17 protein-coding genes and 4 pseudogenes are annotated in these 25,086 nt (G+C 37.9%); 15 read left to right on the forward strand and 6 right to left on the reverse strand.

Annotated features, from left to right (window positions below; all coding sequences use genetic code 11):
- Nucleotides 1-157 precede the first annotated feature (157 nt).
- The 6 genes and pseudogenes from dapF to JCM17102_RS10365 all read left to right on the forward strand — a co-directional run bounded on the left by dapF (nt 158) and on the right by JCM17102_RS10365 (nt 7,307).
- The gene (gene dapF / locus JCM17102_RS23205) at nt 158-961 is read left to right on the forward strand and encodes a diaminopimelate epimerase (RefSeq protein WP_033886734.1); all 804 of its coding nucleotides are present in this window, start codon (nt 158-160) and stop codon (nt 959-961) included.
- A gap of 50 nt (nt 962-1,011) precedes the next feature.
- Complete coding sequence (locus JCM17102_RS10345; RefSeq protein ID WP_025075056.1) at nt 1,012-2,244, forward strand: LL-diaminopimelate aminotransferase; 1,233 nt, start codon at nt 1,012-1,014, stop codon at nt 2,242-2,244.
- 76 nt (nt 2,245-2,320) lie between these two features.
- Nucleotides 2,321-3,066, forward strand: a pseudogene (locus JCM17102_RS27115) (hypothetical protein).
- Between the two features lie 41 nt (nt 3,067-3,107).
- The gene (locus tag JCM17102_RS10355; protein ID WP_025075057.1) at nt 3,108-3,464 is read left to right on the forward strand and encodes a P-II family nitrogen regulator; all 357 of its coding nucleotides are present in this window, start codon (nt 3,108-3,110) and stop codon (nt 3,462-3,464) included.
- A gap of 76 nt (nt 3,465-3,540) precedes the next feature.
- Complete coding sequence (locus JCM17102_RS10360; protein ID WP_025075058.1) at nt 3,541-4,974, forward strand: ammonium transporter; 1,434 nt, start codon at nt 3,541-3,543, stop codon at nt 4,972-4,974.
- 143 nt (nt 4,975-5,117) lie between these two features.
- Nucleotides 5,118-7,307, forward strand: a complete 2,190-nt coding sequence (locus JCM17102_RS10365) for a glutamine synthetase III family protein (RefSeq protein WP_025075059.1) — start codon at nt 5,118-5,120, stop codon at nt 7,305-7,307.
- Between the two features lie 133 nt (nt 7,308-7,440).
- On the opposite strand, the pseudogene JCM17102_RS27120 reads toward JCM17102_RS10365, so the two are convergent.
- Nucleotides 7,441-8,018, reverse strand: a pseudogene (locus tag JCM17102_RS27120) (HdeD family acid-resistance protein).
- Nucleotides 8,019-8,189: 171 nt separating this feature from the next.
- Between JCM17102_RS27120 and JCM17102_RS10375 the strand changes: the two are divergent.
- Together JCM17102_RS10375 and JCM17102_RS23220 are read left to right on the forward strand one after the other, a co-directional pair.
- A complete protein-coding gene (locus JCM17102_RS10375; RefSeq protein ID WP_025075060.1) occupies nt 8,190-10,295 on the forward strand; it encodes an RNA degradosome polyphosphate kinase in 2,106 nt (701 codons plus the stop codon).
- Entirely contained in the window at nt 10,292-11,185 is an 894-nt protein-coding gene (locus tag JCM17102_RS23220; RefSeq protein WP_033886735.1) for a Ppx/GppA phosphatase family protein, read from the forward strand. Before JCM17102_RS10375 ends, JCM17102_RS23220 begins: the two co-directional genes overlap by 4 nt.
- A 725-nt stretch (nt 11,186-11,910) precedes the next feature.
- On the opposite strand, the gene JCM17102_RS10385 is transcribed toward JCM17102_RS23220, so the two are convergent.
- The 5 genes from JCM17102_RS10385 to JCM17102_RS10400 all read right to left on the reverse strand — a co-directional run bounded on the left by JCM17102_RS10385 (nt 11,911) and on the right by JCM17102_RS10400 (nt 17,647).
- A complete protein-coding gene (locus JCM17102_RS10385; protein WP_025075061.1) occupies nt 11,911-13,770 on the reverse strand; it encodes an SLC13 family permease in 1,860 nt (619 codons plus the stop codon).
- Between the two features lie 136 nt (nt 13,771-13,906).
- On the reverse strand, nt 13,907-14,632 hold the full coding sequence (locus tag JCM17102_RS31545; protein WP_275564367.1) for a glycosyl hydrolase family 8: 726 nt from the start codon (nt 14,630-14,632) through the stop codon (nt 13,907-13,909).
- Complete coding sequence (locus tag JCM17102_RS31550) at nt 14,581-15,210, reverse strand: glycosyl hydrolase family 8 (protein WP_275564368.1); 630 nt, start codon at nt 15,208-15,210, stop codon at nt 14,581-14,583. The genes JCM17102_RS31545 and JCM17102_RS31550 overlap by 52 nt, the downstream gene beginning before the upstream one ends.
- A 120-nt stretch (nt 15,211-15,330) precedes the next feature.
- Nucleotides 15,331-16,602 (reverse strand): tetratricopeptide repeat protein, encoded by a 1,272-nt coding sequence (locus JCM17102_RS10395; protein WP_025075062.1) that lies wholly within the window; start codon nt 16,600-16,602, stop codon nt 15,331-15,333.
- The gene (locus tag JCM17102_RS10400; protein ID WP_025075063.1) at nt 16,592-17,647 is read right to left on the reverse strand and encodes a hypothetical protein; all 1,056 of its coding nucleotides are present in this window, start codon (nt 17,645-17,647) and stop codon (nt 16,592-16,594) included. The genes JCM17102_RS10395 and JCM17102_RS10400 overlap by 11 nt, the downstream gene beginning before the upstream one ends.
- Before the next feature lie 868 nt (nt 17,648-18,515).
- On the opposite strand from JCM17102_RS10400, the pseudogene trpB reads away from it, so the two are divergent.
- The 7 genes and pseudogenes from trpB to trpA all read left to right on the forward strand — a co-directional run bounded on the left by trpB (nt 18,516) and on the right by trpA (nt 25,000).
- Nucleotides 18,516-19,696, forward strand: a pseudogene (gene trpB, locus JCM17102_RS27130) (tryptophan synthase subunit beta).
- 33 nt (nt 19,697-19,729) lie between these two features.
- The gene (locus tag JCM17102_RS10415; protein WP_025075064.1) at nt 19,730-21,136 is read left to right on the forward strand and encodes an anthranilate synthase component I family protein; all 1,407 of its coding nucleotides are present in this window, start codon (nt 19,730-19,732) and stop codon (nt 21,134-21,136) included.
- Between the two features lie 61 nt (nt 21,137-21,197).
- Nucleotides 21,198-21,787, forward strand: a pseudogene (locus tag JCM17102_RS27135) (anthranilate synthase component II).
- Nucleotides 21,768-22,763: an anthranilate phosphoribosyltransferase gene (gene trpD, locus JCM17102_RS10425; RefSeq protein WP_025075065.1), complete on the forward strand. Its 996-nt coding sequence runs from the start codon at nt 21,768-21,770 to the stop codon at nt 22,761-22,763. The pseudogene JCM17102_RS27135 and the gene trpD overlap by 20 nt, the downstream one beginning before the upstream one ends.
- Nucleotides 22,764-22,770: 7 nt before the next feature.
- Nucleotides 22,771-23,553, forward strand: a complete 783-nt coding sequence (trpC, locus tag JCM17102_RS10430; RefSeq protein ID WP_025075066.1) for an indole-3-glycerol phosphate synthase TrpC — start codon at nt 22,771-22,773, stop codon at nt 23,551-23,553.
- Nucleotides 23,554-23,580: 27 nt separating this feature from the next.
- On the forward strand, nt 23,581-24,207 hold the full coding sequence (locus tag JCM17102_RS10435) for a phosphoribosylanthranilate isomerase (RefSeq protein ID WP_025075067.1): 627 nt from the start codon (nt 23,581-23,583) through the stop codon (nt 24,205-24,207).
- Between the two features lie 22 nt (nt 24,208-24,229).
- Nucleotides 24,230-25,000, forward strand: a complete 771-nt coding sequence (trpA, locus tag JCM17102_RS10440) for a tryptophan synthase subunit alpha (RefSeq protein WP_025075068.1) — start codon at nt 24,230-24,232, stop codon at nt 24,998-25,000.
- Nucleotides 25,001-25,086 lie beyond the last annotated feature (86 nt).

The following is a 25,086-nucleotide window of genomic DNA, read 5'->3' on the forward strand; positions in this document are numbered from 1 at the left end:
ATTTAATACTATTCATATCCATATTTATACCAAATGAAAGTTAGATAAAAACTAATAGATATTAGACATGATTTTAATAAAAAGATAAATCAAAAAGTCATATCTTTGCATTAAAATAAAACAAAAAAGAAAGAACAACAAGCTATTAAAAAGCGAAATGATAAACAAAATAAAGTTTACTAAGATGCATGGAGCTGGTAATGATTATATATATGTAGATGTTACTAAGTATCCGATAGTAGCTCCCGAAAGGAAAGCAATTGAATGGAGTAAATATCATACGGGAATCGGCAGTGACGGACTTATATTGATTGGAACTTCAGAAATAGCTGATTTCAGTATGCGCATATTCAATGCAGACGGTTCTGAAGCGATGATGTGTGGTAATGGAAGTCGTTGTGTAGGCAAATATGTATATGAATATGGTCTTACCCATCAGACTGAGATCACTCTTGAAACGCTGGCTGGCATTAAAGTTCTGAAACTAAATATCGAAAACAGTAAAGTAACATCAGTTACTGTAGATATGGGCACTCCGCTAGAGATAGAAAGAATCCGGTTAGAAGGAAAATATCCTCTGCAATCCACCCGGATATCAATGGGAAATCCTCATTTGGTAACATTTGTAGAAGATATTACTTCAATTAATCTATCGGAAACAGGGCCCGAATTAGAGCGCTATCCTCTTTTTCCGGACAGGACTAATGTAGAGTTTGCACAAATTATCGACAAAGATAAAATCCGGATGAGAGTGTGGGAAAGAGGATCAGGCATTACCCAAGCTTGCGGAACCGGTGCTTGCGCCACAGCAGTAGCAGCTTTTGAGAACGGGCTAACCGGAAGAAAATGTGATATCATAATGGACGGGGGAACCGTCACTATCGAATGGGAACAAGCTTCGGGACATATATTAATGACCGGACCTGCCACCAAGGTTTTCGATGGAGAAATAGAGAATTGATATTGAAGGCATAACAACAATAAATTGAAGAAACTTAAAACAATAACAATATGGCACTAGTAAACGAACATTTTTTAAAACTACCCGGAAGTTATTTATTTTCGGATATAGCCAAAAAAGTTAATACATTCAGGATAACGCACCCCAAACAGGACATCATCCGCTTAGGTATCGGTGATGTTACCCAACCGCTTCCAAAAGCTTGTATTGAAGCCATGCACAAAGCAGTTGATGAGCTGGCTAATAAAGATACCTTTCGCGGATATGGTCCTGAGCAGGGTTATGAGTTCCTAATTGAAGCAATTATAAAAAATGATTTCACCTCACGAGGTATCCATTTCTCAACATCAGAAATATTCATTAATGACGGGGCGAAAAGCGATACCGGCAATATTGGTGATATTCTTCGGCATGACAACAGCGTGGGAGTAACAGATCCTATTTATCCGGTATACATTGATAGTAACGTGATGTGTGGACGTGCCGGAATATTGGAAGAAAAGACAGGCAAATGGAGTAATGTTACATATATGCCTTGTACGAGCGAAAACAATTTTATTCCGGAAATCCCAGATAAAAGGATAGACATCATTTATCTCTGTTATCCGAATAATCCGACCGGGACTACATTAACCAAACCAGAGTTAAAGAAATGGGTGGATTATGCTTTGGCAAACGATACGCTGATTTTATTTGACGCTGCTTATGAAGCTTATATTCAAGATGCAGATGTCCCCCATTCTATTTATGAAATCAAAGGAGCTAGGAAATGTGCCATTGAGTTCCGCAGTTTCTCAAAAACTGCTGGTTTTACGGGAGTACGTTGCGGATATACAGTTGTACCCAAAGAACTGACTGCAGCGACTTTAGAAGGTAACCGTATTCCACTCAACAGATTATGGAATCGACGCCAATGTACAAAATTCAACGGAACTTCTTATATCACCCAGCGTGCTGCGGAAGCAGTCTACAGTATAGAAGGGAAAGAACAAGTGAAAGAAACCATACATTACTACATGACTAATGCTAAAATCATGAAAGAAGGACTGGAAGCAACAGGTTTGAAAGTGTATGGAGGAGTAAACGCTCCTTACTTATGGCTAAAAACACCCAACGGAATTTCTTCTTGGCGATTCTTCGAACAAATGTTGTATGAAGCCAATGTAGTCGGCACTCCCGGTGTAGGGTTCGGTCCTAGTGGAGAAGGCTACATTCGCTTAACAGCATTTGGGGAACGTAATGATTGCATAGAAGCAATGAGAAGAATCAAGAACTGGCTTTAAATAGTATTTTGCGCGCTACTATATAACACATGGACCGTACATCCACATTTTTTAAACTATTAAAGGTAAAAAGACAATGAAAACGACGATGAACAAAAAATTGAAAGTGATAGCATTGGCTATACTTGCAACTCTTGTCCCGTCATCCGGAATGATGGCACAAGACAAACTGGAGGCTTTCGTAGGAGCGGATTTGGTTAGTGGTTATATCTGGCGTGGTCAGCATTTAGGAGACGTTAGCATACAACCTTCTTTAGCAGTTAGCTACAAAGGTTTCTCACTAGGAGCTTGGGGATCGGTCGGTATTGAGTCATCCGATACAAAAGAACTGGATTTAACTCTTGGATATTCGACCGGAGGTTTTAGTTTCTCAGTAACCGACTATTGGTTTAATAAAGGTGACAACTTTAAGACAGGAATGCCTACCTCCGAGGAATATTTTCATTACGGAACTTATTCTACAGCACATGTATTCGAAGCACAGATTGGCTATGATTTCGGTCCTCTGGTTGTAAATTGGTATACCAATTTTGCAGGAAATGATGGTATCAAAAAAAATGGGAAAAGAGCATATTCTTCCTATCTGGCAGTCAGTGTCCCATTAACTTTCGGAGGACTTGAATGGAATGTGGATTTAGGTATGATACCTTGGGAAACGACTTTCTATAACGGTTACACCAGTGGATTCTGTGTTTCCGATGTCAGCCTCAGTGCTACAAAAGATATCAAGGTAACTAGCTCGTTCACCCTTCCTGCCTTTGCCAAAGTAACAGTAAATCCCCGTACCGAGGAGCTTACTTCACATTCGGGCTAAGTTTTTAAGAGAGTAAAAAAAGAATAAGTCACACTAACAAGTAAGGTGTATGAAAAAGATTGAAGCAATTATCCGCAAAACAAAATTTGAAGACGTGAAAGAAGCTCTTCTTAAAGCGGATATCGAATGGTTCTCATACTATGATGTGAGAGGTATTGGAAAAGCGAGGCAAGGACGTATCTACCGCGGCGTAGTGTATGATACCAGTAGCATCGAACGTATTTTGATTTCTATTGTAGTACGTGATAAGAATGTAGAAAAGGCCGTACAGGCGATCATCAAGGCTGCACAAACCGGAGAAATTGGTGACGGACGTATCTTCGTTATCCCCATAGAAGATGCCATTCGTATCCGGACTGCAGAAAGAGGTGATATCGCTCTTTATAATGCCGAACAGGAACGTTAATTTCAAGATAAACAATAAGTTTCGGAGTACCTCTGATTACAATAAATAGATATTACAAATCTAAAGATATTACATAATGGATACATATAAAAAACGCAGCTTTATAAAGCTGTGTATAGTCAGTACTATGCTTTTTGCACTGAACCTCACAACAGAAACTTTCGCACAAGACAGTAGCGCCTCCTCCACAAGTACAAAAGTAATAGAAACGGTTACAGAGACTATAGTAGCCTCCCCTGTTATAGAAGCAGCAACCGATAATATCACAGAATTAGCAACAGGACTGAATACTGTATGGATGTTGTTAGCCGCAATGCTGGTATTTTTCATGCAACCGGGATTCGCTCTTGTGGAAGCGGGATTCACCCGTACAAAAAACACCGCTAACATTTTAATGAAAAACTTTGTAGACTTTATGTTCGGTTCCCTTTTGTATTGGTTTATCGGATTTGGACTAATGTTTGGAGTAGGCGGATTCGTTGGAATGCCTCACTTCTTCAATCTTTCCTTTTTAGATTCCGAATTACCTAGAGAAGGTTTCCTGATATTCCAAACTGTATTTTGTGCAACTGCTGCTACCATTGTATCAGGAGCAATGGCAGAACGTACAAAGTTTTCTATGTATTTAGTCTACACCATTTTTATCAGTGTATTAGTTTATCCGGTTTCAGGTCACTGGACATGGGGAGGAGGTTGGCTGATGAACGGTGAAGAAGGATCTTTCATGATGGATCTTTTCGGAACTACCTTTCATGATTTCGCGGGTTCCACCATTGTCCACTCTGTCGGAGGTTGGATTTCATTAGTAGGAGCCGCCATTCTTGGGCCTCGTATCGGTAAATATGGAAAAGACGGTAAGTCAAAAGCATTACCCGGACACAATTTGACCATTGCTGCCCTCGGAGTATTCATTCTATGGTTCGGATGGTTCGGGTTTAATCCCGGTTCACAACTGGCTGCTGCTACGACAGCCGATCAGGAAGCTATCTCACACGTATTTCTGACTACTAACCTCGCAGCTTGTGCCGGTGGCTTCTTCGCTCTGCTAGTTAGCTGGATAAAATACAGCAAACCCTCACTCTCTTTAACGTTGAACGGTATTTTAGCAGGTTTGGTAGGTATCACTGCAGGATGTGATGCAGTTTCCGCAGCAGGGGCAGTTATCATCGGTGCAATCTGTGGCGTGATAATGATCTTCTCTGTCGAATTTATTGACCGCATTCTGAAAGTAGATGATCCTGTAGGTGCCTCATCTGTACATGGAGTATGTGGATGCCTCGGAACAATCCTGACGGGGCTCTTCTCCGTCAGTGAAGGAGTATTCTACGGACACGGTTTCGTTTTCTTGGGGGCACAGATATTCGGTGCTTTGGTTGTCGGAGCATGGGCAGCAAGTATGGGATTCATCATATTCAAAGCACTTGATAAAATTCATGGACTTCGCGTTCCGGCACGTGTGGAAGAGGAAGGGCTTGACATTTATGAGCATGGAGAGTCTGCTTATAACTAAAATAAACTGTTTATTGCTTATAAAGCAGATTTTGTACAACGAAACAAATATCATTCCAGGCAGGTTTGACCGCCTACCCGGAAGTTTAAAAAGAAAGTGATTATAGACTCTAATATATTAAACAACAAATTAATTAGGTAATTATGTCAAAACTAAGATTCAGAGTAGTAGAAACGGCCTTCAAAAAGAAAGCAGTGGAAGTAGCAACGCCTGTCGAACGTCCTTCGGAATATTTCGGCAAGTATGTCTTCAACAAAGAAAAGATGTTTAAATACCTGCCCAGCAAGGTATACAACACACTGATTGACGCAATTGACAACGGTGCCCCACTCGACCGCAGTATTGCTGACGAAGTAGCTGCCGGTATGAAGAAATGGGCTATTGAGATGGGTGCTACCCATTATACACATTGGTTTGCACCACTGACCGAAGGTACAGCAGAAAAGCATGATGCTTTTGTTGAACACGACGGGAAAGGTGGTATGATGGAAGAGTTTACAGGCAAACTGTTAGTACAGCAGGAACCGGATGCTTCTTCTTTCCCCAATGGTGGTATTCGTAACACATTCGAAGCTCGCGGCTACAGTGCATGGGATCCTTCATCACCTGCATTTATTGTTGATGATACTCTTTGCATCCCAACTGTATTTATCGCATATACCGGTGAGGCACTTGACTATAAGGCTCCATTATTGAAAGCACTTCGTGCCGTAGATAAAGCAGCAACTTCCGTTTGTCATTATTTTAATCCGGAAGTAAAGAAAGTGGTTGCTTATCTAGGTTGGGAACAAGAATATTTTCTTGTAGACGAAGGACTCTATGCAGCCCGCCCGGATCTATTGATGACGGGACGCACTCTTATGGGACACGATAGCGCAAAGAATCAACAATTGGAAGACCATTATTTCGGTGCTATTCCAACCCGGGTAGCTGCTTTTATGAAGGATCTGGAAATTGAGGCTTTGAAACTAGGTATCCCGGTGAAAACCCGTCATAACGAGGTTGCTCCAAACCAATTCGAATTGGCACCTATCTTTGAAGAATGCAACTTAGCAAATGATCACAACTTGCTTATCATGTCATTAATGCGGAAAGTAAGCCGTCGCCACGGTTTTCGTGTACTACTGCACGAAAAACCGTTTAAAGGTGTCAATGGTTCCGGTAAACACAACAACTGGTCGCTAGGTACCGATACAGGTATCTTATTAATGGGACCGGGCAAAACTCCTGAAGACAACCTGCGTTTTGTTACATTCGTAGTGAATACTTTAATGGCAGTTTATCACCACAACGGATTATTGAAGGCTTCTATTTCCAGCGCTACGAATGCTCACCGCCTGGGAGCTAACGAAGCACCTCCTGCAATCATCTCTTCTTTCCTTGGCAAGCAGTTGTCCCAAGTATTAGAGCACATTGAAAACAGTACCAAAGACGATCTGATCAACCTTAGCGGTAAACAGGGTATGAAGCTGGATATTCCGCAAATCCCCGAACTGTTAATTGATAACACTGATCGTAACCGTACTTCTCCTTTCGCCTTCACCGGGAATCGGTTCGAATTTCGTGCCGTAGGTTCCGAAGCAAACTGTGCTTCTGCTATGATAGCTTTGAACACAGCAGTTGCCGACCAACTGAATAAGTTCAAAAAAGATGTGGATGCTCTGATAGAAAAAGGAGAACCGAAAATCTCCGCCATTCTGGAAATTATCCGCGGTTATATCAAAGAATGTAAACCTATTCATTTTGACGGTAACGGTTACAGTGAGGAATGGAAAGAGGAAGCAGTCCGTCGTGAGTTGGATTGCGAAACCAGTGTTCCCGTTATCTTCGATAATTATCTGAAACCGGAAAGCATTGCAATGTTCGAAGCTACCGGAGTTATGACAAAGAAAGAACTGGAGGCACGTAACGAGGTGAAATGGGAAATGTACACCAAAAAAATTCAAATCGAAGCACGTGTTTTAGGAGACTTGGCTATGAATCATATTATACCGGTCGCTACTCAATATCAGACCGACTTAATTAATAACGTATATAAGATGCAGTCTCTATTCCCGGCTGAAAAAGCTGCCAAACTTTCCTCCAAAAATCTGGAACTGATCGAAGAGATTGCAGACCGTACAGCATTCATCAAAGAGCACGTGGATGCGATGATCGAGGCCCGCAAGGTAGCAAACAAGATTGAGAGTGAACGTGAGAAAGCAATTGCTTATCATGACACGATTGTCCCGGCACTGGAAGAAATCCGTTATCACATCGACAAGCTCGAACTTATCGTGGATAACCAGATGTGGACGCTTCCGAAATATAGAGAACTGTTATTTATCAGATAAAAAAGAAATGAGGTTATATCACTTTGGATATAGCCTCATTCAGATTGAAATTATCTATTTCTTTTGTTGGTTGTTTTAAGTTTGTGGGGAGGAGTACTGTGAAGTAGTCCTCTTCTTTTTATACTCATTATACTCACTCTATTATTTTGGCATCTTCAATATCGTCATCCGAATGTGAAACCGGATTTATAGGACGACGACGTACAAACTTAAACCAATTTATCAATTCTGAAACTGAGTATACCAAGCTAGTGATTCCGATAATAATAAATGCAGTATTACGTGCCCCAGTCGGATTGAATAAAGCAACAATTCCTGCAATAAGAATCAGCGAAGGCACCAGATAATAGCTCCCGGAACCGGCATCCAACGTCGCGCCATTGATAAAGAAGCGATCTGTTGAACTCCACCCATCACCAGAATGAAACCCAACAAAAACATCAATACATCAGCAAAAAAATCAGGCATCACGATCAGCCAAATACCAAATAACAAACTGCCTACCCCTTCAATCGGGAAACGCAAAGACATTCCATCCGCTGGCTTTTTCCGTCCGAAGTAGCTAATAAGACTAATCACACCTGGAAGTAAAAAAGCGATTCCTACTGTAATAACAATATAATTGGCAGCCGCATCAGGCCAAATTACCAATACCAAACCTATTACTAGTGCAAATAGTATGCGAATAAGAGAAAAATTCATTGTTTTCATATATTCTATATTTTTTAACGAAGTCTATTTCAATACTTTTGCGAATATAAGTGTTTCTATCCATATATAAAAATAACAAACTCAGATTGTAATAAGTTCGTATTAAAAATGTTATATCGATAACATCTGCATCCGATACTTTTGCAAAAATAATAATAAAGGTCTTTCTTTATGAAATCAAACGACGAGAAACAAAAACTTCCTTATGTGGAACGTGACATCAGCTGGATGTATTTCAATCAACGCATCTTACTCGAAGCTGCCAACCCGGAAGTCCCTTTATTGGAACGTCTGACTTTCCTTGGTATTTATTCGAACAATTTGGATGAGTTTTTTCGTGTACGTGTAGCAACTTTAAATCGTATTATCGAATATGACGACAAAAACATCCGAAAAGAACAGGAAATAGCTTCACAAACTCTAAAACAGATTGGAAAACTACATAATCGATACTATCAACAGTTTGAGGAAACGTTTGCCAAAATTATGGAGGAACTGAAGCAGGAAAACATTTTTGTCATCAAAGAAACAGAGATGACTCCGAAACAACAAGAATTTATCACTTCCTTTTATCGTAGCAAACTAAATGGTTCTACAAATCCGGTTTTACTAAATAATAGCCGTCCTTTAGACGATCAAAATGACGAAAATATCTATCTGGCAACCCGTCTCATCAGAAAAGATACGGAAGGAAAAATAAGGGAAAAAGACTATGCAGTAATTGAGCTTCCAACTGGCGATTTCGGACGCTTCATTCAACTCCCGGATGTAGATGGCAAAACCTACCTCATGTTTCTGGATGATGTCATTCGCTATTGTTTGCCTTTGATATTTGTCGGTATGAAATATACGGATTATGAAGCCTATACCTTTAAATTCACCAAAGATGCTGAGATGGAAATAGATAGTGATCTCCGTACAGGAGTACTTCAAAAGATTTCAAAAGGAGTGAAAAGTAGAAAAAAAGGAGAACCAATACGTTTTGTTTATGATCAACAGATGCCCAAAGATCTGCTAAAAAAACTGATTACACGTCTAAATATAGACAAAAATGATACTCGTGTAGCAGGTGGTCGTTATCATAATTTCAAAGACCTGATGAAATTCCCGGACTGTAATCGTAAAAATTTAAAATATCCGGTCTGGCCTCCAATCTTCAAACCGGAGTTGAATGGCGCTGAAAGTTTATTAACACTAATCCGACATAAAGATCGTTCGTTACATTATCCGTTCCATTCATTCGACTCTTTTATACGGATACTTCGTGAAGCAGCTATCAGTAAGGAAGTAAAAAGTATCAAAATAGCACTTTACCGCCTGGCTAAAGATTCGAAAGTGGTAAAAGCACTGATTTGTGCTGCAAAGAATGGAAAAAAGGTAACAGTAGTTATCGAATTATTAGCTCGTTTTGATGAAGCTTCCAATATCTATTGGAGCAAGAGAATGCAAGATGCAGGCATTCATGTCATTTTTGGTGTGGAAGGTTTAAAAATACACTCGAAACTCGTTCACATTGCATCTCGTCATGGAGATATAGCTTGTATAAGTACAGGCAATTTCCATGAAGGAAATGCACGTATGTATACAGATTACACAATTATGACAGCTCATCGGCAAATCGTAAAAGAGGTGAATGAGGTATTCAATTTTATTGAGAAGCCTTATACTCCAGTAAAATTTCGTGAGTTACTGGTTTCTCCGAATGATATGCGGAAACGAGTAATAGCTCTTATCAACAAAGAAATCAAAAATAAAAAGCAGGGTAAAGATGCCTATATACTGGCTAAGGTAAATCATATAACCGATCGCACGCTAATAGAAAAACTTTATGAGGCTTCAACTGCCGGTATTCAAATTGATCTGCTAGTACGAGGCAACTGTTCTTTAGTAACAGGTATTCCGGGCGTTAGTGAAAATATACATATCAATGGAATTATCGATCGTTATTTGGAGCATTCGCGTATCTTTATTTTCTCCAACGGCGGAGAAGAGAAGTATTACATCGGTTCTGCGGACTGGATGCCACGTAATTTGGATAACCGTATTGAAGTACTTGTACCTGTTTACAATAAAGAAATACAAGCAGATTTGAAACAAATTATTTATTATGATTTGCAAGATACTGTGAAAGGACATATCGTAGATGGCAGTGGAGAGAATCTACCCTGGAAAGATATCTACCCTACTCTTTCGGAAAAACAAGTTGATGAAACAAAGATATCTCTTTTCCGTTCTCAGGAAGAGCTTTATAAAGAATATAAAAAGAATACAGAATGAAGAAGGTTAATTATGCAGCTATTGACATAGGCTCCAACGCTGTACGATTGTTAGTGAAATGTGTAAATGAAGAGAACTCTGCGGAATTAATGAGTAAAGTACAGTTCATCCGTATTCCTTTGAGACTAGGTGAGGATGCTTTTACAATGGGAGTCATTTCAGAAGAAAAGGCAAAAAAATTAATCCGTTTGATGAAGGCTTATAAGCAATTGATGAAAATATATGATGTAGCCGATTACCGTGCTTGTGCCACATCTGCCATGCGTGATGCCAGCAACGGCAAAGAAATTACACAACGCATTGCTAAAAAGACCAATATCCGCGTTGAGATTATCGACGGTCAGGAAGAAGCACACATCGTATATAATAACCATATTGAACAATTGTTTATTTCTGGACAGAATTATTTGTATGTAGACGTAGGAGGTGGTAGTACGGAAATGAATCTCATCAGCAATGGTGAATTAAAAAGTTCACGGTCTTACAATATCGGCACAGTACGTATACTTAGTGGAATGGTAAAAAAAGAAGAAAAGAAAGCATTACTGAATGATCTCGCAGAACTTGTCCGGGAATATACGCCTATCAATATTATCGGTTCTGGAGGTAATATCAATAAGCTTTTCCGTATAGCGGATAAAAAAGATAAAAAGGTCTCATTTCTACCTATCAAATCACTACGTGATACCTATGAAGCACTGAAAACTCTCTCACCCGAAGAGCGTATCAGACAATTCAAATTAAAACCGGATCGTGCAGATGTTATTGTACCTGCTGCCGGAATATTTCTTGAAATTGCAAATTTAGTAAATGCTACAGGAATTACAGTACCGACTATTGGATTGTCCGATGGAATCATTGACAGTTTATATACCAAGAATAAAATATAATCGGATTTTGATTTTGACAAAAAGCTACTTTTGACATTTTGTATTTTATACAGTGTCAGGAATGGCTTCTTTCGGCGCTTATTCAAGTGCGAACAATTTTCTGCGCATACAGAGACATCAAGTAGAATCATAATTCTCATACTTTTATTTATTGCCTTCATTAAAGACAGTTCATTTACAATTTTCATATCTGATTGATACTTTCCACATCTATTTTACTCCACTTTATCTTTTGCAATTCGTTCATTTAAAAGAGTAAAATAGAAAATTAAAAGGTTATAAAGTATAAATTACAGACATATATTTTGTATGATGAGATTATAAAGACAGTTTGCTTATACCATCCGTATTTTTGGGTGACATTATCCGTTCCCTTTGGTGACTTCATCCGTATCTTTCCATTCAATCTTCCTATTGTTTTTATCAAACATTAAGGAGAAATCAATCAAACTATACGGACTTTTTGTAAGTTATGCACAAGTTTATTGAATAATATGCATTATTGTTGTGTAATAGAAGAAAAATCTCTAACAGACAAGTTAGTGTATCAGCGACTTTTATGGATAAATGATATTAATAAAAAAGAATTCGTGTCCTTTTAATATTCACGATTCATATATTAGTCATCAAACACAACTCTTTTATATACTCTCATTACAGACCTAAATAGTCTCCTTTGTAGACTTGAATAAATTAAAGGTATATCTTCCTTCTATCTTCCTTAACTAGAAAGGGAAAAACAGAGGTAGAACAAAAATCATCACAATTCCCATAATAATCTGTAATGGTAATCCTACTTTTACATAATCCATAAAGGTATATTGCCCGGCAGGCATTACCAGTGCATTGGGCGGTGTGGAAAATGGTGAAGCAAAACACATACTTGCTCCTACTGTCACGGCAAATAAGAAAGGAACAGGACTAACCCCTATCTGTATAGCACTATGCAAAGCAATAGGAGCTAATAATACAGCCGTTGCTGTATTGCTAATAAACATTGTCATCAAAGATGTTGTGAAATAGATACCTGCCATTAATGCCACAGGTCCATATGCACCTAAACCACTAACCAATGTGTTGGATATATACTCTGAAGCACCCGTCTTTTCTAATGCTAAAGACATAGGTAACATGGCAGCAATCAACACAATACTTTCCCAATTTATCGTTTTATAAGCAGCTTCAACATTACGAAAACAACCAGTAAGCACCATTAGTATTCCAGCAATCATAACAGCTGTAACCGGAGCAATAGGAATAAAATCGAAAACCATCATCACTACCATCAATATCATAATAGCTGCTGCAACAGGTGCCTTATAATCCAAAGTCACTTTAGCCGCTTCCGCTAAAGGCTGCCCCAACACTACCCAATCAGCATCCTCTTTGCCAAGACGGGCAATATTACTCCAAGTTCCTTGGACTAACAATACATCTCCACTATGAATCCGTTCACTGCCCAAATCCTGCAAAATGTACTCTGTTTTACGACGAATTCCTAATACATTTACATTAAATTTATCACGAAACCCGGCATCTTTAATTGTTTGATTTATCAAACCGGAAGCAGGCATCACCACAATTTCAGCAATACCTATATCGTAGAACTCTAACGATTTATTCTTTTGTAGCGTTTCCTCTGTTGCATGTCCATCCAACATCCCCAACAAATAATCTTCGGCAAACAGCTGCACCTTCTCAATATCTCCTGTTACATACAGAATATCTTCTGCCTGTAATATAGTATCAGGGGCGGCTAACTTCTGTGTAATCGTTTTCAGAAAGCGATGTTGTGAGACATCTCCTCGACGAACCTCCAAAATATTTAGTCCATATTTACGACGAATATCTAGTTCAATGATCGTTTTTCCCAACAGCCGGGAATCTTCGATGACCTGTAAACGAAAAAGATTACTGGACAATCCATACTCTTTGACTAATTGTTTTAACGATTTACCTGTAAGCGCATTACCTTCTTTTTGTCCTTTCTTGGACAGGAACCATTTACTAAGCGGCATCAAAACCAACGTTCCTACCGCTACGCAGACAAGTCCTACCGGAAAAAAAGAGAAAAACGAAAGTGGCTCCATTCCTGCAGAAGTCAATGTATTCTGAATAACAAGGTTAGGCGGAGTACCAATCAATGTCATCATACCTCCCATACTACTGGCAAAGGCTAAAGGCATCAGTAAACGACTTTGGTTCATACCGGCACTCACTGCCAAACTAACTACAATAGGAAGCATTAACGCCACTGTCCCCGTATTACTAACAAAAGCACCAATAGCAGAAGTTACCAACATGACCAACAAAAATAAACGTATCTCACTAGTTCCGGCAAGTTTAAGAATTCGTGAACTCATCATCTTAGCTAATCCTGTCTGAAAAATGGCTCCTCCTACTACAAAGAGTCCAATCATCATGATGACCACTGAATTGGAAAATCCAGACAAAGCCTCATCCGGCGTTAATATCTGAAATACAAGTAATGCAACCAATGCACAGAGTGCGACAAGGTCAGAACGTATCTTACCGTTTACAAAGAAAACAGCTGAAAGAACTAGAATAATAATGGTTACCAGCATAAGCAAAAATAAAATGAATGTTTTATTTTGATTAGATAAAAGTTTATTTGAGTGAATAAAAACAATTCTTTTCCACCTTAATTAAAACAAAATAAATATATTTTAAGTTCATTCAATTGTATGGAATTCCTGTGAATTAGGGTTTGAAAATTCTAAAATTTCCGGTTACATGTAACATGGAAAGCATATATACCATACCATTATAATAACGATAAGTGCCGGTAGGAATCGCTACATCCCAAAGATGTTGAAGATATTCACGTTTCAAATTATCATCTTTAAGAGCAAAAGCTCCAACAGCATTTGCCCCTGCCATACCTTCCGAATAATTACCACTTACACGACTTCCATCCCAGTTAAACTGTCCATGCAAGAAATTATCATATTTGAAGAATTTCAGTAAACGTGTCATCATAATCGTTTGTTTTTCAGCATCTTTCCCAAACCAATAGTAATCCATACCGACGTTCATCGCACACCTTATTGCATCAAACTGATAACGTCTTGCATCATAGTCTTTTTTCCACTCCGGTTGATAAGGTTTCCCTTCAAAAGTAGAATAATCAGGAAATAATCCTGTCTTTTGATGTGAAGCTCTAGCCAATAAACAGCGAGCCGCATCCGGAGTTTGTTGCCAAAAATCTTTATTTGTATCCGTCCAAGCAGCCCAAAGTTCAAAGAATGCCGGCAGATTATAGGAAGGGTCCGTAATTTTCCACATATCTCCTGAAGGAACAAAGGTTATTAATTTGGAATCCGGGTTGAACATATTAAAAACACCATTTGTCCCATCTTTTGACATAATATTCTTCAATATTTCCTGTGCTTCACGACCATAATTACTACTACCTTCATCTCCCATCGATGAGAAGCAAAAAACAGAGAGGTTATAAAATAGACCTCACCATCCGGAGCACAACTAGGCTCCCTTCCTATCTTCCGACCATCTATATCACATTGCCATGCAAAATATCCGGCCCACTTACCCGATGTATACAACATATTCTTCTTAGCCCATCTCCATAACTTATCAAATTCCACTCTCTTATCCAACTGTACACAAATCATCATACCATAGGACATTCCCTCTGTCCTTACATCCCGATTACCTGTATCGTAAATGTAAGCTGTATTGTCATCACTTTCAAAATAAACCTTCGTTGCATCCTTTACAAAGAAATGCTCCCATATTTGCTCTATTTTTTCATCTGTTTGTTGCTGGGAAATTCCCAAATACTCTTTAAACAAATTAGGATAAACACCGGTATAATAAGCTCCCAGACTATCTTTCCCAATAGTATTGTCCATCCCTTGCCTCTCATTTTTCAAATATGAATTAGAGATAGCCCAAACATTATTGATATCGCCTAACAACAAAGGTAGAAATAACAATAACACAATCCCTCTATAGTAATTGAGAAATAAATAATTCTTTTTCATAAGCTATCATATCTAGGTTTTTAAACAATAAAACTACACATAAGCATTTGCATACCGTCTTTAATAAAGATTATAGATGACTACCAATAGGTAAAAGATATCAAAAAGTTATTTCTATACTTAGTTTAAAGCACTCATATTACTCCGTATCACTTCCATTGCCCTTGTAAACACCCCAGGATTCTTTTCATCCAACAAACGATAATTCTCCAATGCCCTGGAATACAGTTCATACGCATGCAGTAAGTCATTATTACGTTTATATAGGATTGCCAAATTATTCTGAATAGAAGCTATATCCGGTAAATAAATATAATTGTTTTCAACAGATATTTTCTGGTAAATAGTCAAAGCCTCTTGATAAAGAGCTTCGTATTTTTCTTTATCTTTATGAGTATAATAATATAAACCTCCATAACAAGCCTTTGCCCAAGCCAATTGCGGTAAATAAGTAGCTTCGTCCCAGCATACATAACTATTATAAATATCTATCGCCTTCTCATAAAGACAAGCAGCTTCATCATATCTTTTCTCTTTTTTATATAAATACCCCATATTACATTGAGTCCAAGCAATATGAGTTTCATTAAAGATTTGTTCCTGTTCCTTCATCTTATTGTACAATCCCAATGCATCACTGTACAAAATTTCCGCCTCAGCATATCGTTTCATTTCAACATAAAGAGTCGCCAGGTTATTTTTTATTTTAGCCACTTCCTGAAGATAAAAAGAATCTCCATTAGACTTATCCAATAAAGATGTATAAATATCCAAAGAACTATTGTATAACATTTCCCCTTCTTTCTTCCGATTATGCGTATGCGCATATATCCCAGCCAGATTATTTTTAATTGAAGCAATCGTTAACCAATCTCGTTTATTCAATTTATGAGAAACATTTTCATACATCTCCAAAGCTTCCTTCCAAGTCAGCCTTGCATCTGCTATTCGATGTTCTTGCTGATAATAACCAGCCAGATTATTAAGTACTTGTGCCAAATCTAATCTATAGATTTCATCAAACTTTTCAGACAACATCGCATAGATCCCCAAAGAATCTTTATATAAATCTTCTACGCGAGAACTATTCCGATTTGTACATTTCAGAAGATATGCCCAATTATTTTTAATAGTAGCAATCATTATTTGAGTCTCAACTAGCTTTTCCTCACCCTCCAGAGATAAAACTATTTTCTGATAGCATTCCAACGCTTTGACATAATATTTAATAGCTTCAGCATTGTATTCCCATGATTGGTAAGATCGAGCAATTTCATAGATAGTCATAGCCCGGAAGTTCTCATCAGGTACTTCGGATATCAATTTAACCACTTGTCTATATATTGTATCAATCTGTTCGGTCTGACCATAAGAATGTCTGTTATTTCTCAAATTTTTTAGCTTTAAGCAACAACTGATAAATATTTACTTTTAAAGCATTAATAGATTCTTCCATTAATTTGGCTCCTAGATGAATATCTGAAATATGTTTATGAGCTTCATCAGCTATTTCATCAAAATCAAGAAGTGCATCTGCAGCCTCAGTCTCTCCTTTTTCAAACAAATCAATTGCAGTTCTTAGTCTTTGGCTCTGATTATCAATGGAAAATTGATTAATCTGTATTGCCGTATTCAATAAAGACTTACTTTGCATGTTAAGCTCATATTTCTGCTTTTTTAATCTCAACATAAGATCGGAAATTCTCTTTCGCACTTCATCTAACCGATGTTGTTTCCTCTGCAATTTTTCTGTTTGGATGCCACAACTTTTCAAATTTTGAACATCTTCTTCTAAATCTTTTTCATCATTTCTCAACATTATCAATTCATTCTGCAAATATTCTATGGCGTCACTTATCTGCCTGAACACCTTATTTCTGTTAGCAAAGGATATGTTATTTAAACTGCCAATACAAATGTTATCTACCATTATTTTATCTTCTTCGGCTTTGGCTTGAATAACATTTCCATTTTCTAAACGTTGTAATTGCAATACAATATTTAGTTTTAACGAATCTGGATGTGAATATGGTTTTTCAATAAAATGCTTCATTTCATTTAGGATCCGATCTTTCAATAACCTCATCTCCTCTTTTTCCTTTTCTCCAACCCGCAAAGATTTTATGTAAAAACAAATAGCAGGAGATCCTGTTTCTTTCAATGATTCCTGAGCTACCGATATCTCTTCCAATGTAAACATTCCGACTTTATGATAAAATAGTGCTATAAATAACTGACTGTTGCGCACTTTATCATTATATTCGCTTTGCTTCCTCAAACCTTTATAGGCCGGATTCAGATTTTCCCATCTGACCACTTTGAATTGTAGCCCTTTAGATTCATAGATTTCATTTAGTTGCTCAATGAAAAGGCTAATAACATTCCTATCGTCATATAATTCTTCCGAAGATGCAATGAATATTCGTATCGTTTTCATAGGTCATTATTATATTAACAATTCCGCTATAAAAGTACAGTTTTAACAGATCGAATACAATAAAACAATAGTTCTTTTTTACTTGAAGGAAAAGTTATCTAACAGAAAGCTACCCTGTGGATATTAATAACTGAACTGCATTCCTAAAATTTTGTGTATAATTTTTATCAACGTAAACGCCGAACACACGAGAGGAGGTATTGGAGTAGAATCAAAAGAAGGAGAAGGTTCCTGTTTCTGGTTCAAAATTCCAGTAATCACAGAGGTTTAAACTAGTCATAAAACATCTTCTCAACTTCAGACTCTCACATTTTTATTAAAAGGATTTCGAGTAATTAACTTTTTTCAAAGTTTTCGCTCAAATAGGTTGCATATGCTCCAATAGCATATATTAAAGAACCATAGCTGATAACCATGCATTCATGTCCTCTGCAACAAGCAACCAATAAAGTAAAAGTATAATAAAAATAGCTACGGCAATGCTACTAAAATCTTTCTCTGTTTCATAATTTGTTTCTGTTTTAATATTCAATATTTATTAGAACAGATAAGAAAGAGAATTGTTCTATTTTAGAAAAAATCAAAAGCAGGAAGAAAAAAAGTCATCAAAAGTTTGTTGTTTAAAACAAAATGTCTATATTTGCTGCGAATTAAAGAAAAAAGATATGAGAACAATGTTAGTAAATACATATTGGTGGTGGCGCCCGTTACAACTCCGACAGTCGTAAGGGAGCAGTGCTCGTATGTATATACTTCATTAAAGATATAAGATATTTGAAAGAGCCCTGTCGCAACTTGCGACAGGGCTCTTTTCGTATACTCAAATTTCAAATCTAGTTAGAGTTTTAACAAAATAAAAATAAGAATCATGAAAAGTTTTTTAGTTGATCAGGATGGTTATTACGGAGAGTTCGGTGGTGCATATGTACCGGAAATACTCCACAAATGTGTAGAGGAATTGAAGAATACGTATCTTGAAGTACTCGAAAGTGAAGAATTTAAAAAAGAGTTCGACCAATTATTACGTGACTACGTAGACGTCCTTCACCTCTCTATCTGGCACGACGACTTTCCGAGAAGTATGGTTGCAAATTGTATCTCAAACGAGAAGATTTAAATCATACGGGCGCCCATAAGATCAATAATACTATTGGACAAATCCTATTAGCACGTCGCATGGGTAAAAAAAGAATTATTGCTGAAACGGGTGCCGGACAACATGGAGTAGCAACAGCTACCGTATGTGCACTGATGAATATGGAATGCATTGTATATATGGGCAAAACAGATGTTGAGCGCCAACATATCAATGTAGAAAAAATGAAAATGTTAGGTGCAACAGTAATCCCCGTCACTTCCGGTAACATGACCTTGAAGGACGCAACAAATGAAGCAATCCGCGACTGGTGCTGTCATCCTTCGGATACTTATTATATTATCGGTTCCACCGTAGGGCCACACCCCTATCCCGACATGGTAGCACGTTTGCAATCTGTTATTAGTAAAGAGATCAAAAAACAACTTTTGGAGAAAGAGGGACGTGACCATCCTGATTATCTGATCGCCTGTGTAGGAGGAGGCAGTAATGCTGCCGGAACTATTTATCATTTTATCAATGACGAACGAATCAATATCGTTCTTGCAGAAGCCGGTGGGAAAGGAATAGAAACAGGAATGACTGCCGCAACCATCCAGTTAGGTAAAATGGGAATCATCCATGGAGCACGAACTTACGTTATCCAAGACGAAGACGGACAAATTGAAGAACCTTATTCTATCTCTGCTGGGCTTGATTATCCCGGTATCGGACCTATCCACGCCAATCTTGCAGCACAAAAGCGTGCTACTGTATTGGCTATAAATGATGATGAAGCGATAGAAGCGGCCTATGAACTAACCAAACTTGAAGGTATTATTCCTGCATTAGAATCGGCACATGCACTTGGTGCTTTGAAAAAGATGAAGTTTAAAACTAATGACATAGTCGTACTTACGGTGTCAGGACGTGGAGATAAAGATGTTGAAACGTATTTAGCGTTTAACGATTAATAAAAAATGATCGACCATTCAAAATTAACAAAGATGAAAACATTTAATTACACCACTCATAGTAAACAGGTACTTGGAGATATGCATACTCCTGTCAGTATCTATCTGAAAGTACGCGATATGTATCCACAATCCGCATTAATGGAAAGTTCCGACTATCATGCCGGAGAAAATTCGTTGTCATTCATCGCGCTTTGCCCATTGGCAACTATCGGAATAAATAGTAGTATCGTAACTACTACTTATCCGGATCAGTCCCAAACAGAAGAGCCATTAGGTAAAACTTTCACTGTAGAAAAAGCCATGAATCGTTTTATTAATCAGTTTCATGTCAGCGGAGAAAACAAAAATGTATGTGGACTCTATGGATACACTACTTTTAATGCGGTAAAATATTTCGAAAAGATTCCTGTAAAAGAAAGCCATGATGAACAAAATGACGCACCGGATCTACTATACATATTATATAAATATATAATTGTCTTCAATCATTTCAAAAATGAATTGACATTAGTAGAGATGCTTTCCGAAGGCGAAAAAAGCGGCTTGGCTGAACTAGAGGCAGCTATTGAAAACCGTAATTATGCTTCATACAATTTTGCAGTTACAGGCCCTGTTACCAGTCCCATTACCGACGAACAACACAAAGCCAACGTGCGAAAAGGAATTGCTCACTGTATGCGTGGAGATGTATTCCAAATCGTCCTTTCCCGCAGATTTATACAGCCGTATTCCGGAGATGATTTCAAAGTTTATCGCGCCTTACGTAGTATAAATCCTTCTCCCTATCTTTTCTACTTTGATTTCGGAGGATATCGCATATTTGGTTCTTCACCTGAAACACATTGTAAAATAGAAAATGGACACGCCTATATTGATCCGATTGCCGGAACAACACGTCGTACAGGAGATACAGTCAAAGACCGTGAATTAACAGAAGCATTGTTAGCCGATCCCAAGGAAAATGCAGAACATGTCATGTTGGTAGATCTGGCAAGAAATGATCTTTCACGAAATTGTTATGACGTACGAGTGCTATTCTATAAAGAACCCCAATATTACAGTCATGTCATCCATTTAGTTAGTCGTGTTTCCGGAGTATTGAATGAAGGAGCGGATAAAATAAAAACTTTTATCGACACTTTCCCGGCAGGGACTTTAAGCGGTGCTCCCAAAGTTCGTGCCATGCAACTGATCAGCGAAATAGAACCGCATAATCGTGGTGCTTACGGAGGCTGTATCGGATTCATCGGATTGAACGGAGAGTTAAATCAAGCTATCACTATACGTACCTTTGTCAGTCGTAACAACGAATTGTGGTTTCAAGCCGGAGGAGGTATAGTAGCACGTAGCCAGGAAGAATATGAGTTACAAGAAGTGAACAATAAACTAGGAGCTTTGAAAAAAGCGATTGATTTAGCCGTTACATTAAAGAATTGATCTTAGTAATTCTACTTAAAACTTCATTTTAAGATATCAACTTTAAAAATAAAATAGAAAAATGAAAATATTACTTTTAGACAACTATGATTCTTTCACCTACAACCTTTTACATGTTGTAAAAGAGCTTGGTGCTCTAGACATAGAAGTATTTCGTAATGACCAGATATCTCTTGACAAAGTTGAACAATTCGATAAAATAATCCTTTCTCCCGGACCGGGAATACCAGAGGAAGCCGGATTATTACTACCTATTATCAAAAGATATGCACCAACTAAAAGTATTTTGGGAGTTTGCTTGGGACATCAAGCCATTGGAGAATCTTTCGGTGCCCATTTGGAAAACCTGAAAGAAGTGTATCATGGAGTACAGACTCCGGTATCCATCCTTCGTGAAGATATTCTATTTCAACACTTAGGGAAAGAAATACCTGTGGGACGCTACCACTCGTGGGTAGTCAGTCGTGATAATTTCCCCGACTGTCTGGAAATCACAGCAGAAAGTAAAGAAGGGCAGATCATGCACTACGCCACAAAACTTATGATGTACATGGAATTCAATTTCATCCAGAATCCGTACTAACTCCACAAGGTAAAGAAATTATCAAGAACTTTTTAAATAGCCAAACTTATGAAACAGATTCTATATAAACTTTTTGAACATCAATATCTAGGACGCAACGAAGCTCGCACTATTTTACAAAATATTGCACAAGGAAAGTATAATGATGTACAAGTCGCTTCACTAATTACTGTCTTTTTGATGCGTAATATTTCTGTAGAAGAATTATGCGGATTCCGCGATGCTTTGTTAGAAATGCGTGTTCCTGTTGATTTAAGTGAGTTTTCACCAATAGACATTGTGGGTACAGGAGGTGATGGAAAAAACACTTTCAACATTTCTACAGCCGCTTCCTTTACTGTAGCCGGAGCAGGTTTTCCTGTTGTAAAACATGGTAATTATGGAGCAACTTCTGTCAGTGGAGCTAGTAATGTAATGGAGCAACATGGAGTCAAATTCACAAGCAATGTAGATCAATTACGTCGAAGCATTGAACAGTGTAACATCGCGTATCTACATGCACCGTTATTTAATCCGGCTCTGAAAGCTGTTGCACCTGTACGTAAAGGACTAGCCGTACGTACCTTCTTCAATATGCTCGGTCCATTAGTTAACCCTGTACTTCCTGCTTATCAACTATTGGGTGTCTATAATCTACCTTTGCTACGTCTTTACACTTACACTTATCAGGAAAGTAAAACAAAGTTCGCAGTAGTTCATAGTCTGGATGGATACGATGAAATCTCTCTGACTAACGAATTTAAAGTTGCCACCTGTAATCACGAGAAAATTTATACTCCGGAAAGTCTTGGCTTTTCCCGATGCACCGAAGCAGAACTGGATGGTGGACAAACTCCCGAAGATGCTGCAAATATTTTTGACAGTGTAATGAATAATACAGCTACAAATGCACAGAAAAATGCAGTAATGATCAATGCAGCTTTTGCTATTCATGTGATTTGCCCTGAAAATACAATTGAAGAATGCATTGCTCTTGCTAAAGAATCACTGGAAAGCGGAAGGGCACTAGCAACCCTCAAAAAATTTATCGAACTAAATAAATAAAACTCGTATGAAAGATATATTATCTGAAATCATAGCTAACAAACGATTCGAAGTTGATCTGCAAAAACAAACGATATCACTCGAACAATTGCAAGAAGGTATCGGGGATATTCCGATGGCACGTTCCATGAAGCAAGCTTTATCTTCCTCCAGTTCAGGCATTATTGCTGAATTCAAACGCCGCTCACCTTCAAAAGGATGGATCAAGCAGGAGGCCTGTCCGAAAGAGATTGTTCCTTCATATGTTGCAGCAGGTGCTTCCGCATTATCGATACTTACCGATGAAAAGTTTTTTGGTGGCTCTTTGAAAGACATTCGTACAGTACGTCCTTTAGTCGATATACCAATTCTCAGAAAAGATTTTATCATTGATGAATACCAATTATATCAGGCAAGGATTGTCGGTGCAGATGCAGTCCTTCTCATCGCTGCCGCACTAGAAAAAGACAAATGTCAGCAATTGACAGAACAGGCGCATGTATTGGGACTGGAAGTTTTGTTAGAAATTCATAGTATCGAAGAATTATCATATATAAATAATGAGGTTGATATGGTAGGTATCAATAACCGTAATTTGGGAACATTTATTACTGATATTGAGAATTCCTTCCGTCTGGCCAGACAACTTCCTCAAGATACAGTGTTGGTTTCGGAAAGCGGTATCTCTAAACCTGAAGTAGTAAAACGACTTCAAGCATATGGATTCCATGGTTTCTTGATCGGAGAAACATTTATGAAAACTCCACAACCTGGAGAAACTCTACAAAGTTTTATACAATCAATTCAATAATCCCTGATCTTCAAAACAAATAGTATCATGGTAAATAGAAAAATAATCAAAGTATGCGGTATGCGAGAAGCTGAGAATATACAAAGCTTGGAAGAATTTGGATGTATAGATATGATAGGTTTCATCTTCTATCCTCAATCTCCCCGGTTTGTATATGAGTTACCCTCCTATTTGCCAACTCACTCTCAACGTGTCGGAGTATTTGTAAACGAAGACAAACAAGTTATCGCTACTTATGCTGATCGTTTCGGACTGAACTATGTACAACTTCATGGCAACGAATCACCCGAATATTGCCGTTCCCTATCTACTCACGGAATAAAAATTATCAAAGCTTTCTCTATAGCCAATATCCAAGATTTGGAAAATGTATGCAAATACGAAGAAGTCTGTGATTATTTCCTATTCGACACTAAATGTAAACAGTACGGTGGTTCCGGTTCACAATTCGATTGGAATATTCTCCGTACCTATAATGGGAAGACTTCATTTCTTCTAAGCGGAGGTATCAATATGAATAGTATTCAGTTATTGAAAATATTCAAACATCCACGTTTAGCAGGTTACGATATCAACAGCCGTTTTGAATTGGAACCGGGGAAAAAAGATACGAAGCGCATTCAGGAATTTCTCCATAAATTAGAAACTATATAATCAATCAAAAATAATCAAAGTCATGAATAGAATAAACCAACTTTTCAGCAGTAACAAGAAGAATTTACTTTCCATTTATTTTTGTGCAGGCAACCCAACCTTAGAGAGTACTGCCAATGTAATCCGTACCCTCGAGAAACAAGGTGTCAATATGATTGAAATCGGGATTCCATTCAGTGATCCTATGGCTGACGGGATTGTCATTCAGAATGCTGCCACTCAGGCATTACGTAATGGCATGTCTCTGAGAATTCTTTTTGAGCAACTACGTGATATTCGTCAGGATGTAAAAATACCACTCATATTAATGGGATATTTAAATCCAATCATGCAATTTGGATTTGAGAACTTCTGCCAAAAGTGTGTAGAATGTGGCATCGACGGTGTTATTATTCCGGACCTACCTTTCAAAGACTATCAGGAACAGTATCGTATCATAACTGAACGTTATAACATCAAAGTGATTATGCTTATTACTCCTGAAACAAGTGAAGGGCGAGTAAAAGAAATCGACACACATACAGATGGATTCATTTATATGGTATCGTCGGCAGCTACGACTGGTGCCCAGCAAGATTTCGATGGACAAAAAAAGGCTTATTTTAAAAAGATAGAAGATATGCATTTGAATAATCCTTTGATGGTAGGTTTCGGAATCTCCAATAAAGCAACTTTCGAAGCAGCTTGTAAGCATGCTTCCGGAGCTATTATCGGTAGTCGTTTCGTAACTTTACTTGAAGAAGAAAAAGATCCTGAGAAAGCAATCATTCGCTTAAAAGAAGCACTCAAATAAAAATATACCCCTAATGACAAATAGTGAATGATTTATTTCTGTAGTTTTTTCTTTTAATTCGCAGTATATATACGAATAAATATTCA

This window comes from Bacteroides faecichinchillae JCM 17102, assembly GCF_000614145.1.
In the GTDB taxonomy this organism is placed as follows: Bacteria; Bacteroidota; Bacteroidia; order Bacteroidales; family Bacteroidaceae; genus Bacteroides; species Bacteroides faecichinchillae.